The sequence below is a fragment of the Kitasatospora sp. NPDC094019 genome (assembly GCF_044764505.1).
Lineage (GTDB): Bacteria > Actinomycetota > Actinomycetes > Streptomycetales > Streptomycetaceae > Kitasatospora.
The window spans coordinates 201,667-215,669 of sequence record NZ_JBIWIF010000010.1 but is presented as its reverse complement, the minus strand read 5'-3'; the positions used below and the strand labels follow the sequence as shown (position 1 = coordinate 215,669).

At 74.2% G+C, this 14,003-nt stretch carries 11 protein-coding genes; 5 read left to right on the top strand and 6 right to left on the bottom strand.

Going from position 1 to position 14,003, the window contains the following annotated elements; genetic code table 11:
* Positions 1 to 113: 113 nt before the first annotated feature.
* Positions 114 to 617, bottom strand: a complete 504-nt coding sequence (locus ACIQ9P_RS23515; protein WP_402359354.1) for an SsgA family sporulation/cell division regulator — start codon at positions 615 to 617, stop codon at positions 114 to 116.
* A gap of 453 nt (positions 618 to 1,070) precedes the next feature.
* Here ACIQ9P_RS23515 and ACIQ9P_RS23510 point away from each other — a divergent pair, with 453 nt between their 5' ends.
* From ACIQ9P_RS23510 to ACIQ9P_RS23500, 3 genes are all read left to right on the top strand, one after another.
* On the top strand, positions 1,071 to 2,480 hold the full coding sequence (locus ACIQ9P_RS23510) for a hypothetical protein (RefSeq protein ID WP_402359351.1): 1,410 nt from the start codon (positions 1,071 to 1,073) through the stop codon (positions 2,478 to 2,480).
* A 193-nt stretch (positions 2,481 to 2,673) separates the two neighbouring features.
* A complete protein-coding gene (locus ACIQ9P_RS23505) occupies positions 2,674 to 3,927 on the top strand; it encodes a TerD family protein (RefSeq protein WP_402359769.1) in 1,254 nt (417 codons plus the stop codon).
* An 84-nt stretch (positions 3,928 to 4,011) separates the two neighbouring features.
* Positions 4,012 to 4,503: a GNAT family N-acetyltransferase gene (locus ACIQ9P_RS23500; RefSeq protein ID WP_402359348.1), complete on the top strand. Its 492-nt coding sequence runs from the start codon at positions 4,012 to 4,014 to the stop codon at positions 4,501 to 4,503.
* Between the two features lie 19 nt (positions 4,504 to 4,522).
* Here ACIQ9P_RS23500 and ACIQ9P_RS23495 read toward each other — a convergent pair whose 3' ends face one another.
* The 3 genes from ACIQ9P_RS23495 to pruA form a co-directional block, all read right to left on the bottom strand.
* Entirely contained in the window at positions 4,523 to 5,218 is a 696-nt protein-coding gene (locus tag ACIQ9P_RS23495; protein WP_402359345.1) for an RraA family protein, read from the bottom strand.
* Between the two features lie 339 nt (positions 5,219 to 5,557).
* Positions 5,558 to 6,487, bottom strand: a complete 930-nt coding sequence (locus ACIQ9P_RS23490) for a proline dehydrogenase family protein (protein ID WP_402359342.1) — start codon at positions 6,485 to 6,487, stop codon at positions 5,558 to 5,560.
* Between the two features lie 147 nt (positions 6,488 to 6,634).
* Positions 6,635 to 8,263 (bottom strand): L-glutamate gamma-semialdehyde dehydrogenase, encoded by a 1,629-nt coding sequence (gene pruA, locus ACIQ9P_RS23485; protein ID WP_402359339.1) that lies wholly within the window; start codon positions 8,261 to 8,263, stop codon positions 6,635 to 6,637.
* A gap of 299 nt (positions 8,264 to 8,562) precedes the next feature.
* On the opposite strand from pruA, the gene ACIQ9P_RS23480 reads away from it, so the two are divergent.
* Entirely contained in the window at positions 8,563 to 10,164 is a 1,602-nt protein-coding gene (locus ACIQ9P_RS23480; protein WP_402359336.1) for a PucR family transcriptional regulator, read from the top strand.
* A 97-nt stretch (positions 10,165 to 10,261) separates the two neighbouring features.
* Here the strand turns inward: ACIQ9P_RS23480 and ACIQ9P_RS23475 are convergent, their stop codons facing one another.
* Complete coding sequence (locus ACIQ9P_RS23475) at positions 10,262 to 11,746, bottom strand: alkaline phosphatase PhoX (RefSeq protein ID WP_402359333.1); 1,485 nt, start codon at positions 11,744 to 11,746, stop codon at positions 10,262 to 10,264.
* Positions 11,747 to 12,081: 335 nt separating this feature from the next.
* Positions 12,082 to 13,236, bottom strand: a complete 1,155-nt coding sequence (locus ACIQ9P_RS23470; protein WP_402359330.1) for a hypothetical protein — start codon at positions 13,234 to 13,236, stop codon at positions 12,082 to 12,084.
* A gap of 309 nt (positions 13,237 to 13,545) precedes the next feature.
* Between ACIQ9P_RS23470 and ACIQ9P_RS23465 the strand changes: the two genes are divergently transcribed.
* Positions 13,546 to 13,992 carry a VOC family protein gene (locus ACIQ9P_RS23465; RefSeq protein ID WP_402359327.1) on the top strand — a complete coding sequence of 149 codons (447 nt, stop codon included), beginning with the start codon at positions 13,546 to 13,548 and terminating at the stop codon, positions 13,990 to 13,992.
* Positions 13,993 to 14,003: the final 11 nt, after the last annotated feature.

Here is a 14,003-nt window from a genome sequence, read left to right as displayed (position 1 = left end):
CCGGGCGCCGTCCTGCAAAGCCCCGTCCTGCAAAGCCCCGAGGGCCCGAGGCCCCTCCGTCCGAGGCCGTCCGCCCGGGCCCCGTCCGTCGGGCCGGGGCAGCCGCCCGGGGCTCAGCGGCCGCCGGACAGCAGCTCGGACAACTCGTCGTCGCTCGGCCCGTGGGCCCGCTCCGCCTCCTCCGAGACCAGCGCGTACGTCCGGTCCAGCCAGGCCCGGACCTTCGGCCTGGAGACCTCCAACAGGGCGCTGCCGTGGGGCGATTCCAGCGCCAGGTGCAACGTCGAGCCGTGGCACGGACAGTAGGCCGGCCACAGCTTGACGTCGCCCTGACCGCTCAACGAGCGCAGGCCGTCGCGCAGCAGTTCGCGCGAGAACACCCAGTCGGCCTCGTCCGGCCGCCCCAGGTGGAACGTCAGCAGCACCTCGTACGGGCGCGCGGCGTCGAACCGGAACCGCGTACGGACCTCTCCGACCACCTCCTCGCCCAACGAGATCCGCAGGGGCAGCACCTCCTCCACCGCCGCCGGAGCGGCGGTGGAGCCTGCCTCATCGCCGCCCGTGGGGGTAGCGGCGAGGGGGGCACTGGAGGGTGCTGACAGCGGGTCGGGCGGCATGACGGTCTCTCCGGGGCGGCGTGGGATGCCCTTCAGACTGCGTCACCGCGCGACGGACCGGCAAGGGTTGCAAGGGGGTTGCAATAATCCCCGCAGGCTCCCGGGGTCCCTTACGGCTCTTGTCGGACGGACCGTCAACTTCCCTTTGTCAAAGGGTTGTCCACGGATTTGATCCATTCGGTCCGGACTCTGGCCATCGCCCGGGTGCCCGCTGCTACGCTCGTCCCCCTGCCGGCGCACGCCCGCGCGCGCACCCGGCGGACTCCGCACGCGTGGCCCCGGGGGGACATTCGGGCCGGAGCCGGACGCGGCCCGGCGGGCGCGCCCCGATCGGATCCCGGCCGAACCGGTCCGCCCGGCGGCCGACCGGACCGTCGGCGGCACCGGCGCCGCCGTCGGCACGTGGGAGAATGCGGCGACCGCAACGGCGACTTCAGGGGAGGGAGGGGTCCGGTGGGTCCGTCCGAGGACACCGGGCAGGACACGGCGTACCCGCACGACCGCCAGCGCACCAGGCACGGCCGACACGGACGGCCCGGCCCGTTCGGCGGCCGCCTGCGACTGCCCACCCTGCGCTTCTCCGGCGCCGCGATGGCGATGTCCACCGTCGTGGGCATCAGCATCGCCACCACCCTGCTGCTCAGCGAACAGCAGGGCGTGGGCCGCCGGGCCGGGGTCGCCCGGGTCGGTTCCAGCGCCCCGCCGCCCAGCCCGACCGTCGGCCCCGACAGCACCCCGGGTACGGCCTCCGGCCCGGCCGGTGGCGGCCGAGCGGGCGGGAGCGCCTCCGGCACCACCGCCGACCGGGAGGCCGTCACCCCGGCCGTACCCCGGCCGGGACCGAGCGACCCGGCCGCCCCGAACCACCCGACGAGCGGCTCCGGCGCCCCGGGGAACACCCCCGGCCGCCCCGCCGCCACCCCGACCGCGCCCCGCACCGGCGTCCCGCTCGCCGAGGGCCCGCCGCCACGGCACGGCGTGACCGGCGAGCCCGCCGGGGGCCACGGCGGCACCGCCGACGGCGGCCCCGACACCCTGGCCGCCGGGCAGACCGCCGAGGAGCGGTCCGCCTCCCGCGACGGCGGCCGACCCGCCGAGGAGCCGACGCCCACCGCGACGGCCCCGGCCACCTCCGCGCCCTCCCCCTCGCCGACCGCGCCCCGCCCGCTCGCCCCCGCCCCGGGCACCCCGACACCGCCCCCGCACGACTGGACCGGCGAAACGCTCACCGACACCGGTACCGACGGCACCGGCGAGAAGGACGTGACCGGAGCGAAGGGCGACACCGGCGGGAAGGGCGACAAGGGCGGCACCGACAGCGCCGACGACCTCGCGCTCACCGGCGCGGCCCTGGTCCAGCCGCTCGGCCGCGACGGGACCCGCCACCTGCTCGCGCTGACCGTCACCGAACCGCTCACCGCGCTCCAGGCCGAGTTCCGGCTCGCCCCGGGCGCGTTGGCCCCCGGGGCCGGAACCGTCTGGACGGACCTCACCGGCGCCGTGATCACCGCCCACCAGGAACGCGGCGCCGCGGTGTACCGCTTCACCACTCCGCCCGGCACCGACGTCCGCCCCGGCCGGTACACGTTCGCGGTGCTCGGCATCCGCCCTCCCGCACCGCGCCGCGGCGACCCCCGGACGCCGGGACCCCGCCCGCCCGACACCCGGGCCAACGAGCCCCGGAACGGGCCCCGGGCCAACGAGCCCCGCACCAGCGGGTCCTGGAGCAGCGGGTCCTGGAACGCCAGTGCCTTCGCGATCGACCGGCCGCGCGCCGTCGCCGCCCTCGGCGCCTTCACGGCACCGGCGGCCGCACCGGCCACGGCGCCCGCGACCGCACCCACGCCCGCACCCGCCCGCTGACCGGCGGCGGCACCCCGGCCGGCCCGGGGCGGCCGCGTCGGCCCCGGTCGGACAACCGGACAGGTCAGCGGCCCGTTCGGGCTCATCCGGCCGACCTCGTTCGTTACTGTGGTCGCCAGTCGGCACAGCCGCCCCATCGCCGGGGCCGGCCCCCGCACCACGTCATTCCCAGGAGGAGTTCGTGTCCACGGTCCTGACCCAGGGCGGCAATGCCCCGTTGACCGCCGCGCGGGTGACCGTCGAGGTCACCGCACCCAAGGCGCTGGACGTCTCGGGCCTGCTGCTGACCGATGCCGGCAAGGTCCGTTCGGACGACGACTTCGTCTTCTACAACGCCCCCGACGGGCCCGGGGTGACCCACCGCCCGGCCGCCGCGGGCGGCCCGGACGCCATCATCGTCGACACCGCGGCCGTCCCGGCCGGGATCACCAAGATCGTCGTCACCGCCAGCCCCGACGAGGCCGGCGCCACCTTCGCGGGGATGGAGCCGACCGCGACCGTCCGCGACGCCGCCACCGGCGAGGTGCTGGTCACCTTCACCTCGCCCGCGCTCGGCCGGGAGACGGCGCTGATCGTGGTCGAGGTCTACCAGCGCAACGGCGCCTGGAAGGTCCGCGCGGTCGGGCAGGGCTACGCCAACGGCCTGGCCGGCATCGCCACCGACTTCGGTGTCTCGGTCGAGGAGCAGCCGGCCCCGGCGCCGGTCGCCGCGGCCGCCCCGGTCGCGCCGCCCGCTCCGGCCCCCGCCGCGCCGACCCCGCCCCCGGCCGCCGCCCCGGTCGACCCCCGGCTCGCCATGGCCTCCGCCCCGCCGATGCCGCAGAGCGCGCCCCCGATGCCCCCGGCCCCGCCCGCCGCGCCGTCGCTCACCAAGGTCACCCTGGACAAGGGCCGGGTCAGCCTCACCAAGGGCGGCTCGGTCTCGCTGGAGAAGAACGGCAAGCCCTTCCTCTCCTCGATCCGGATGGGCCTGGGCTGGGAGCCCGCCGGCCGCGGCCGCAACATCGACCTCGACGCCTCCTGCCTCGCCTTCGACGCCAAGCGCGAGAAGCTGGACACCGCCTGGTTCATGAAGCTGGGCATCTTCAACGGCTCGATCGTCCACTCCGGCGACAACCTGACCGGCGAGGGCGGCGGCGACGACGAGTCGATCACCGTCCACCTCAACGGCCTGCCGCCGGAGGTGTGCGGACTGGTGTTCGTGGTGAACTCCTTCTCCGGCCAGAAGTTCACCGAGGTCAAGAACGCCTACTGCCGGCTGGTCGACGCCGGGACGAACCAGGAGCTGGTCCGCTTCGACCTCACCCACTCCGAGGCCCGCACCGGTGTGGTGATGTGCAAGCTGGTCCGCCAGTACTCGGGCGAATGGGTGATGACCGCGATCGGCGAGTACGTCGACGCCAAGACCGCTCGGGCGATGGTCAAGCCGGCCGCCTCGATGCTCTGACGGTCGCCGACGGCGGCTGACGGCCCGCCGGGCGGCGGGGGAAATCCACTGGACCTCCCGCCGCCCGGCCCGCATCATGTCCGAATGCTGATCAGGGAAGCCACCACCGAGGACTGGCCCGCCGTCTGGCCGTTCTTCCACTCCATCGTCGCCGCCGGCGAGACCTTCACCTACCCGCTCGACCTCGGGTTCGAGCAGGGCCGGGAGTGGTGGCTGCTGTCCGAACCCCACCGCACCGTGGTCGCCGTCGACGGGACCACCGGCGCCGTGCTCGGCACCGCCAGGATGAACCGCAACCAGCTGGGCAACGGCGGCCACGTCGCCAGTGCCAGCTACATGGTGGACCCGGCCCACGGCGGCCGGGGCATCGGCCGGGCGCTCGTCCTGGACAGCATCGACTGGGCCCGCCGGTCCGGCTACCGCGCCGTCCAGTTCAACGCCGTGGTCGCCTCCAACAAGCACGCGGTGAAGCTCTACGAGTCGCTCGGCTTCGCCGTCGTCGGCACCGTCCCGGAAGCCTTCCACCACCCCGTGCACGGCTACGTGGCCCTGCACGTCATGCATCTGGCGCTCTGAGCCCCCAGGGGGTTCCCGCCTACTCCTCGATCGCCCCGCCGACCCGCCGCAGGTGCTGCCGGAAGGTGTACCCCGGGTCGGCGGCGCGGCGCTCCAGGTACTCCGCGAACGCGGTCTGCCGCCGCAGCGTGTCACCGGAGCGGATCCGCTCCGCCTGCGCGCGCTCGGTGCGGGCGATCCCGGCCGCCGCGTCCAGCACCTCGTCCAGCCGCCCGGACGGCACGAACAGCACACCGTCCGCGTCCGCGAACACCACGTCCCCGGTGTCCACCAGGTGCGGACCGAACCGGGCCGCCTTCAGCGCCTCCGGCTCCCGCCCGTCCAGCCGCACCGGGCCGAGCGGAAGCGTGCCGTAGCTGAACACCGGCAGCCCGATCTCCACCAGCTCCGGGGTGTCACGGTGCAGCCCCCACACCACCACCCCGGCGGCCCCGGCGGCCCGCGCCTCCAGCACGGCGAGGTCCCCGATGCACGCCTCGTCCGTCCGCCCGCCGTTGTCGATCACCACGACGTCCCCGGGCTCCGCCGCACCGTACGCCTCCAGGAACACGTCCACGCTCCCGTAGTGCCGCACCGGCAGCACCCGCCCGGCCACCCGGCTCCCGGGCACCACCGCCGCCACCCCGGCCGGCGCCACCCTCAGCGCCACCCCCACCCGCATGCAGGCGTCCGCCACCAACGGCGTGGACAGCTCCGCGAACCGCTTCAGCACCATGCCAACTCCTTGCTCACACAACAGAGTTCACCAGCACGAAGATCCTACGCCGCCTGCCGCCTCATACGATCGAGTGAAAGTCCGCCGTGCACGGCACAACCCTCCGCACCCCGCCACCAGCGTGACGCGCAGAAGAAGGAGGGGCATCATGAGTGCTGTGGCGCATGAGAAACCGATCGCGGACTCTCCGTCGCAGGAGGACATCCTGCTGGAGAGCTTCCTGAGCCCGCACTCCCCCGAAGGCTTCCGGACCGAGCTCGTCTGACCGGCGCCGACGCGAGCGGCCCGGGTCCCCCCATCGCGGGAGGGGGACCCGGGCCGCTCGCGCGCCGCGCGGGGTCAGCCGCGGGTGGCCATGGCGCGCAGGAAGAAGGTCAGGTTGGCCGGGCGCTCGGCGAGGCGGCGCATGAAGTAGCCGTACCACTCCTCGCCGTACGGGAGGTACACCCGCATGGTGTTGCCCTCGGCGGCGAGGCGGAGCTGCTCCTCGGGGCGGATGCCGAAGAGCATCTGGTACTCGAAGGAGTCGCGCTTGCGGCCGTTCCACTCGGCCAGCTGGCCGGCGATCTTGATCATGTTGGGGTCGTGCGAGGCGATCATCGGGTAGCCCTCGCCGGCCATCAGGACCTTGAGCGCGCGGACGTACGCCAGGTCGACCTGGTGCTTGCCCTGGAAGGCGACCGACTCGGGCTCCTTGTAGGCGCCCTTGCACAGGCGCACCCGCGAACCGGGGCCGGAGAACTCACGGCAGTCCGCCTCGGTGCGGCGCAGGTACGCCTGGAGGACGACGCCCAGCGAGGGGTGGTCCTGGCGCAGCTCGCGGGCGATGGCGAGGGTGGAGTCGGTGGTGGTGTGGTCCTCCATGTCGAGGGTCACCGTGGTGCCGGCGTCGGCGGCGGCCTCGCAGATGCGGCGGGCGTTCTCCAGGGCGATCTTCTCGCCGTCCACCGGGAGGAACTGGCCGACGGCCGAGAGCTTGACCGAGACCTCGGCGCCGGCGGCCAGGCCGGTCTCCTTGAGCGCCTTGAGCAGGTGCTCGTACGCCTCGGCGGTGCCGGCGGCCTGGGCGGCGTCGCGGGTGTCCTCGCCGAGGTGGTCCAGGGTGACCTTGCGGCCGGTGGCGACGAGGTCGTCGCAGGCGGTGACGGCGTCGTCGAGGGCCTCGCCGGCGACGAAGCGCTCGACTATCGCGTGGGTCGGCGGGAACTTCTCGACGACGGTGCGGACCTGGGCCGAACGGGAGGCGGCGAGGAGGGCGGAACGGAGCATCGTGACTCCTGGAGCTGGTGCTTCTGCGGGGTGGCGGAAAGGGACGGGCGGCGGACCCGAGGGGTGGTGGGTCCGCCGCCCGTGGGGACGCCGCCCGGCTGCGGGGCCGGGGGCGTCGGGGGACCGCGAAGGGTCCCGGTGGGACGGTCAGCCCATGTGCGGGTAGCGGTAGTCCGTCGGCGGGACGAAGGTCTCCTTGACCGAGCGGGTCGAGGTCCACCGCGCGAGGTTCTGCTTGGCGCCGGCCTTGTCGTTGGTGCCCGAGGCACGGGCGCCGCCGAACGGCTGCTGGCCGACGACCGCGCCGGTCGGCTTGTCGTTGATGTAGAAGTTGCCGGCCGCGTTGCGCAGCTTGAGCATCGCGTGCTGAACGGCCTCGCGGTCCTGGGAGATGATCGCGCCGGTCAGGGCGTAGTCGGACACCGACTCCATCTGGGTCAGCATCTCGTCGTACGTGTCGTCCTCGTAGACGTGCACGGCGAGGACCGGGCCGAAGTACTCGTCGCGGAAGTACTCCGAGGCCGGGTCCTGGCAGACCAGCACGGTCGGCCGGACGAAGTAGCCCACACTGTCGTCGTAGGTGCCGCCGGCCAGGACCTCGACCTTCGGGTCGGCCTGGGCGCGGTCGATCGCGGCCTTGTTCTTGGCGAAGGCGCGGTCGTCGATGACGGCGGACATGAAGTTCGACAGGTCGGTGACGTCGCCCATGGTCAGGCCGTCGACCTCGTCCCGGAACTCGTCCTTGAGCTCGGCCCAGATGGACGCCGGGACGTAGGCGCGGGAGAGGGCCGAGCACTTCTGGCCCTGGAACTCGAAGGCGCCGCGGGTCATGGCGGTCTTCAGCACGGCCTTGTCGGCGGACGGGTGGGCGACCAGGAAGTCCTTGCCGCCGGTCTCGCCGACGATCCGCGGGTAGGTGCGGTAGTTGGCGATGTTGGTGCCGACCTCGCGCCACAGGTGCTGGAAGGTCGCGGTGGAACCGGTGAAGTGGATGCCGGCCAGCGCCGGGTGCTTCAGCGCGACGGCGGAGACGTCCAGGCCGTCGCCGGTCACCATGTTGATGACGCCCTTGGGCAGGCCGGCCGCCTCCAGCAGCTGCATCAGCAGGTGCGCGGAGAACTGCTGGGTCGGCGAGGGCTTCCACAGCACCACGTTGCCCATCAGCGCCGGCGCGGTCGGCAGGTTGCCGGCGATGGCGGTGAAGTTGAACGGGGTGATCGCGTAGACGAAGCCCTCCAGCGCGCGGTGGTCGCTGCGGTTCCACACGCCGTCCGAGGAGATCGGCTGCTCGGCCATGATCTGGCGGGCGAAGTGCACGTTGAAGCGCAGGAAGTCGACCAGCTCGCAGGGGGTGTCGATCTCGGCCTGCTGCGCGGTCTTGGACTGGCCGAGCATGGTGGCGGCGGCCAGGGTCTCGCGCCAGGGGCCGGCCAGCAGGTCGGCGGCGCGCAGGAAGATCGCGGCGCGGGAGTCGAAGGAGAGCGCCTGCCAGGCCGGGGCCGCGGCCAGGGCAGTGTCGATGGCCTCCTGCGCGTCCGCCTGGGTGGCGTTGCGCAGGGTGCCGAGCCTTGCCGCGTGGTTGTGCGGCTGGACGACGTGGAACTCGGTGCCGCCGCCCATGCGGCGCTCACCGTTGATCGTCATGGTCAGCTGGACCGGCTCCTGGCCGCCCAGCTCCTTCAGCTTCGCCTCCAGGCGGGCCCGTTCCGGGCTGCCCGGCGCGTAGCTGTGGACCGGCTCGTTCACCGGCGCGGGGACCTGGGTCACAGCATCCATGAGCGCACGCTCTCCTTCGTTCCTTGCGGGGGAAGCCGGCGCGGATCGCACGACGGCCACATGACGAACGCTATTCCTGCATCAGGGCCCGCTTGATTGGCCGGACGGCTAAAATCATCCGGACGGCGTTGTCCGACCGGATGAAGGATTCGGACGAAAGCCGCCCTTCGGCCACCCGCCGGCCACCCCGGCCGTCCGCGGCGAACCCCCGGGCCGCCCGGCAGCGGCCCCCAGCGACGGCGCCCCGGCAGCCCCCGGCCGGCCGCCGACAGCCCACCGGACACCTTCGAGGAGGCCCGATGACCACCCCCGGCCTCCCGCTCCGGCAACTGCTGATGGCCCTGGGCGAGCCGCTGGTCGAGCTCCAGACCGCCCCGCACGGCCTCGACGTCCCGGTCCGGGACGTGGCCATCCTCGACCCCGAGGACCCTCCCACCGCCGCCCCGGGCGAGCTCGTGCTCGCCATCGGCGCCCGCGGCCGGGCCGCCCTCCCGGCGCTGCGCGCGGCAGGCCGGGCCGGCGCCGCCGCGGTCGCCGTCAAGCTGGACGCCCCCGGCCAGGCCGACGCGCTGCGGGAGGCGGCCACCGAGGCCGGTGTGGCCCTGCTCTCGGTGCGCCGGGAGACGCGCTGGGAGCACCTCGACTCACTGGCCCGGGCGATCATCGCCGGACCTGACACCCCGGACGCGCCCGGCTCCCCCGAGCACAACGCCGGGGACCTGTTCTCGCTCGCCCAGACCGTCGCCGTGCTCACCAACGGCATCGTCTCGATCGAGGACACCTCCAGCCGGGTGCTCGCCTACTCGCGCTCCTCCGACTCCGACGAGGTCGACGACCTGCGCCGGCTCTCCATCCTCGGCTGGCAGGGGCCCGAGCCGTACCTCTCCAAGCTCCGCGAGTGGGGCGTCTTCCAGCACCTGCGCACCTCGGACACCGTGATCGCGGTCGACCCGCACCCCGAGCTCGGCCTGCGCCGCAGGCTGGCGATCGGGATCAGGACCGGCGCGCAGCCGCTCGGCACCATCTGGGTGCAGGAGGGCTCCCGGCCGCTGGCGCCGCTGGCCGAGCAGGCGCTGGTCGGCGCGGCCCGGGTCGCCGCCGCCCAGCTGGTGCGCCGCCGCCGGGAGCTCTCGGCGGACGTCCGGCTCACCCGGACCCTGGTCACCGGCCTGCTGGAGGGTTCCACCGGGCCGCAGTCGCTGGCCACCCACCTCGGCCTCGACGTGCGGCGCCCGGCCACCGTGCTGGCGTACAGCGCGGACAGCACCGAGGAACTCACCCGGGCCGAGGTGACCGGCCTCATCTCGGTGCACACGGCGGCCCGGCACCGCGCCGCGCTGCTCGCGCCGATCGAGTCCCGGGTGTACGTGCTGCTGCCCGACCTGCCCGCCAATCTGCCGATGGCCACCGTGCGCGGCTGGGCGCACGAGGTGGTCGAGGCGGCCCGGGACCACCTGGGAGTCCCGCTGCGGGCGGCGCTCGGCTCGACCGTGGAGGGCCTCGCCCTGGTGCCGGAGTCGCGGGCGCAGGCGGACCGGATCCTGGACGCGATGGGCCGCGGCGGGGTCGACCTGGAGGTCGCGGCGCTGATCGACGTCCAGGCGGAGGTGCTGGTCAGCGAGGTACTGGCGCTGCTCCAGGAGCGCGGCGGCCTGCGCGACCCGCGGCTCACCGCGCTGACCTCGTACGACCGCAGGCACGGGACCAGGCTCGCCGAGTCGGTGCTGGCCTGGCTGGACGCGCTGGGCGAGGTCCGGGTCGCGGCGGACGCCCTGCACATCCACCCGAACACCCTGCGGTACCGGGTCCGCCGGGCCGAGCAGCTCACCGGGATCGACCTGGCCCAGCCGCAGCAGCGGCTGCTGGCGATGCTCCAGCTGCGGCTGCCGGCCGACTCCTGACGGCGCGCGCCGGGACGCACCGGGCCCGGGCCCGACCCGGGCGGGCACGCGAAAGGGGCCCGCCGAAGCGGGCCCCGATCACTCACTCGCGGTCAGCTCACTGGCCGTAGCCCTGGCCGCGCTTGTGCTCGTTCAGCCGGTGCCACGGGCCGGTGATGGCCAGCTGGATGCCCGGGGTCTGGATGTTGGCGAAGAGGGTCTTGCCGTCGTCCGAGAAGGTGACGCCGGTGAACTCGCTGAACTCGGGCTTCTCGGCGGAACCGATGTTCAGCTCGTTGCGGGCGATCGGGAAGGTCAGGCCGTCCTCGGTGGCGCCGAACAGGTGCGAGACACCCTCGCCGTCCTCGGCGATCACGATGCCGCCGTAGGGCGAGACGGTGATGTTGTCCGGACCGTCGAAGTTGTCGTGGTCGCCCCAGACGTCGGTGTTGACGCCCAGCAGGACCTTCAGGGTGATGGTGCGACGGACCGGGCTGTAGAACCAGACCTGGCCGTCGTGCTGCAGCGGGCTCTCCGAGCGGGCGAAGCTGGAGACGAAGTAGAAGCCGCCGTCACCCCACCACATGCCCTCCAGCTTGCGGGCGCGGGTGACCTCGCCGTCCTTGAACTGCTTGCGGACGGAGACGGTCTTGGCGTCGCGGTCCTGGACCTTGACCCAGTCCACGCCGTAGGTGGTGCCGACCGTGGTGGCGCGGGACAGGTCGTCGATGAACTTGCCCTGGGCGTCGAAGACCTTGAAGGCTTCCAGCACACCGGCGTCGGCGGCCAGCTTGCGCAGCTGGTAGCGGCCGTGCTTGAAGCCGGCCGGCGGGGTCCAGCGGAAGAGCAGACCGTTGGGGTTCGAGGCGTCCTCGGTCAGGTAGACCTGGCCGCGCTTCGGGTCGACGACGACGGCCTCGTGGGCGTAGCGGCCGAACGCCTTCACCGGCTGCGGGTCGCGGTTGTAGTCGTCGTCGAACGGGTCGACCTCGAAGATGTAGCCGTGGTCCTTGGTGAAGCCGTTCTTGCCGGCCTTGTCCTCGGTCTCCTCGCCGGAGAGCCAGGTGCCCCACGGGGAGACGCCGCCGGCGCAGTTGGTGGAGGTACCGGCGATGCCGACCCACTGCTCGACCGTGCCGTTGGCCTTGGCGTGCACGATGGTGCAGCCGCCGGCCGCGCCCGGATCGTAGACGTGGCCCTCGGTCAGCGGGACCGGGTTGGGCCAGTTGGCGCGGGCGCCGGACAGCTCGTGGTTGACGACCAGCAGGTTGCCGCCGCGCTCGTCCTCGAACGCCGAGGTGCCGTCGTGGTTGCTCGGGGTGAACTCACCGGTGCGCAGCTTGGTGACGCCGGCGCGGTTCACGACCTTGTACTTGAAGCCCTTGGGCAGGGCGAGCAGGCCGCCCTGCGTGTCGGCGACCAGCGGGCCGTAACCGACGGCGAGACGCTCGCCCTCGACAGCCTCGGCGGCCGGCGCCTCGCCACCGGCCGGAGCGGCGATCGCACCCGGGGCGGTGGCCAGGGCCTCCGCGCTGCCGGCGATCAGCACGCCGGCCCCGACGAGGGTGGAACGGTTGACGAAGTCCCGGCGGGACAGCGACATGGCAGTCACTCCTGAAGGGTGGGGTGCCGACCGGGCGGACCCGGTGCGCGGCGTGCGAGGTGTGCGAGGTGTCGAGAAAGGTCGTCGACGCCCAGCAGACTCCGCCCGCCCGGTGAACGCCCGGTGAAGCGCATGCCTCGTCAGGGCGGCCATTTGCCAACCGTATTCGAACTCATGACTCAGCTTTTGCCATGTCCCCACAGGTCACACCGCCGGACCGGCTCCGGCCACCCCCCGTTCGGCCCCCGGGAGGGGCATCGTTCAACCGGCCTCCCGGCCCCGCGTCCCGATCCGGTCCCCCGCCCCCGACGCCGCCCGCCCGCCGTCGGCCCCGCTCAGCGGCCGGCCCGCGCCACCCGCCACTGCTCCCAGGCCGCCAGCCACAGCTGCTCGCCCATCGGGTGCTCCCCGCGCTCCCCGCTCCGCACCCGCTGCCAGGCCCGCTGGGCCGGCAGGCTCGCCACCTCGCTGGCGAACACCGAGTACCGGATCGACTCCTCCACCGCCGCGTCGCCCTCCGGTGTCCCGACCACCCAGTGCGTCAGCTGGGAGAGCCGCCGGAGCTGCTCGACCATCGCGGCCACCGCCTCCGCCGCCTCCGCCCTGGTCTCCGAGGCGAGCCGCATCTGCTGGCGCACCGCCGCCTCCCGACGCAGCGCTCCCGCCTCCGCGCGCGCCCCCCGCAGCGATCGGGGCGCGCGTCCGGACCGCAGCCGGGCCTCGACCGCGGCGGCCTCGGTGATGCCGTGCGCGATCACCTCCCGGTGCGCCTCCAGACCGGTGACCGGGGCCAGCTCGCGCCGCTCCACCGGCAGGCACCGGCCGCGCCGGCCGGCCAGCTCGCGCAGCAGCGCGGTGCGGCCGCGCAGACAGCTCTCCGGGTCCTGGATCCGGGCCAGCTCGACGCCGCCCGGCGACACGCCGCGCCCGCACACCGTCACCGTCAGCCCGTCCACCCGGAACCGGCCCGCCCAGACCGGTTCGGCGCCGCCCATCGGACAGCAGCCGGGCAGCGGCGCGCCGGACCACAGGCCGCGCCGGTCCTCGTGCACCTCGACGGCGTGCGACCGGCCGTCGACGGTGATCCACTCGCGCAGCGCCCGGACCCGGCCCGGGGTGTCGCCCTCGTCGACCCCGAGTTGCTCGTAGACGCGGTCGCGCTCGTCCTCGACCACGTCCTCCAGCTCGGGCAGCGGCTCGTACCGGTCGGCGCCCGGCCGGTGGGTGCGCACGGTGACGTAGGGGCCGGCCGCCGAGGTCCAGTCCCCGGTCCCGACCTCGACCCAGCCGGGAGCGAGGTCCGCACCGCCGCCGAACGCGACCAGCGCGACCGGGCCGCCCGGTCCCGCCGAGGGCACCACGCCGTACAGCGGGAAGTCGGCCGCCCCGATCGTCCGGCGGGCGAGGTCCTCCTGACCGCCGAGGAACTCCTCCAGGTCGCCGACCCGGCACTCGCGCGGACAGTCCCCCGGGCGGCCGCACGGGTCCACCGTGCCCGCACCGTCCCCGTACCGACCGCTCCGACCGCCTCCGCTCGCCCGCGTCATCCCGCGCCGCACCCCCTGTCCTCGCCGTTCCCGCCGTGCCGTCGACCCCGGCAACGATACGTGGCCCGACCTGCCGGGTCATCAGGCCCGTTGCGCACCGGGCCGATCCGCCGCCGCGACGGCGGCCGCGACCCGGGTCGCCGCCCACCACCGCCCGACCCCGCCCCGCCCCGCCCCGCCCCGTCCCGCCCCGTCCCGCCGGACGGCCCTGCCCGGGGCGCCGCTGTCGGTCCCCCTCCCTACGCTGGCGGCATGACAGCAACCAAGGACTTCCCGGCCCGGCTCAGCATCGTCACCCTCGGTGTGAGCGACCTCGACCGCAGCGCCCGCTTCTACGAGGCTCTCGGCTGGCACCGGTCCGCCGCCTCCAGCCCGGAGATCGTCTGGTTCCGCACCGTCGATTCGGTGCTCGGCCTCTTCCCGCACGAGGAGCTGGCCGCCGACGCGGGCGTGCCGTCCGCGGGCGAGCCGGCCTTCCGCGGCGTCACCCTCGCGGTGAACCTGGAGTCCCCGGCCCTGGTCGACGCCGCGCTGGCGACGGCCGTGGAGGCCGGCGCCGCGGTGGTCAAACCGCCGGCGCCGACCAGCTGGGGCGGCTACTCCGGCTACTTCGAGGATCCGGACGGGCACCTCTGGGAGCTGGCCCACAACCCGTTCTTCCCGTTCACCGAGGACGGCTCGCTCGACCTGCCCCACTGAGCCCCCGCCGC

Bases quoted from the DNA above. Each gene is read 5' to 3' on its own strand.
- ACIQ9P_RS23515 (WP_402359354.1), bottom strand. From the start codon at position 617: ATGCCGCCCGACCCGCTGTCAGCACCCTCCAGTGCCCCCCTCGCCGCT.
- ACIQ9P_RS23500 (WP_402359348.1), top strand. From the start codon at position 4,012: ATGCTGATCAGGGAAGCCACCACCGAGGACTGGCCCGCCGTCTGGCCG.
- ACIQ9P_RS23495 (WP_402359345.1), bottom strand. From the start codon at position 5,218: ATGGTGCTGAAGCGGTTCGCGGAGCTGTCCACGCCGTTGGTGGCGGAC.
- ACIQ9P_RS23490 (WP_402359342.1), bottom strand. From the start codon at position 6,487: ATGCTCCGTTCCGCCCTCCTCGCCGCCTCCCGTTCGGCCCAGGTCCGC.
- pruA (WP_402359339.1), bottom strand. From the start codon at position 8,263: ATGGATGCTGTGACCCAGGTCCCCGCGCCGGTGAACGAGCCGGTCCAC.
- ACIQ9P_RS23480 (WP_402359336.1), top strand. From the start codon at position 8,563: ATGACCACCCCCGGCCTCCCGCTCCGGCAACTGCTGATGGCCCTGGGC.
- ACIQ9P_RS23475 (WP_402359333.1), bottom strand. From the start codon at position 11,746: ATGTCGCTGTCCCGCCGGGACTTCGTCAACCGTTCCACCCTCGTCGGG.
- ACIQ9P_RS23465 (WP_402359327.1), top strand. From the start codon at position 13,546: ATGACAGCAACCAAGGACTTCCCGGCCCGGCTCAGCATCGTCACCCTC.